The organism is Mesorhizobium sp. M5C.F.Ca.IN.020.29.1.1 (genome assembly GCF_003997375.1).
GTDB lineage: Bacteria > Pseudomonadota > Alphaproteobacteria > Rhizobiales > Rhizobiaceae > Mesorhizobium > Mesorhizobium wenxiniae.
On record NZ_RZSW01001151.1, the window covers coordinates 1 to 582 of the forward strand.

Below are 582 nucleotides of genomic sequence, written 5' to 3' on the forward strand. Positions count from 1 at the left end.
AAACAGGTCGTCGCGCGCAGAAATAATGATCGTCGGCGCCGTAATTACTTCCAACGGCAGAACATGTAACGCGGGGGCGCTATCGATGTTGATTCCGGGGAAGCGCAGCGACAACGGCTCAACACTCTTGACGATACTCATGACGCGGTTCCGCTCGGCCCGAGGCGCAGCCGCAACCAGTGCGGGCCGAACCCCGAGGAAGCGAACGAGCACTGACGGCGCGATCTTCTCGGTGGCCCACCATGCGAAGTCGCCGCCGGCATTGACGACCCTGAATACGAACTTGTTGCCACGGCTCGCTTCAATCGAGACCGGACTGGTGGGCGAATAAAGGCCTGGAACGATCAGAATGAGAGCGGTGACCTTGTCCGGGTGCCGGAGCGTCAGCTCGACCGCAGAACGCGCCCCTGCCGAAACGCCGACGACCACCGCTTTGGGAACGTCCAGTTTGGACAGCAACGCCGCGTGCGCATCGGCCTGCGCGGCTGGAGAGGTATCCTGCGGAACGGGCGTGCGCAGATAGCCGAAGCGCGACGGCGCGATGACCCGAAACCCCTTACCCACAAGACCGGCTGCATTGGC

At 62.9% G+C, this 582-nt stretch carries 1 protein-coding gene; it reads right to left on the reverse strand.

Going from position 1 to position 582, the window contains the following annotated elements; all coding sequences use genetic code 11:
• Positions 1–582: alpha/beta hydrolase (locus EOA85_RS36785; protein ID WP_164760199.1), on the reverse strand; the 582-nt coding region annotated here is incomplete at both ends.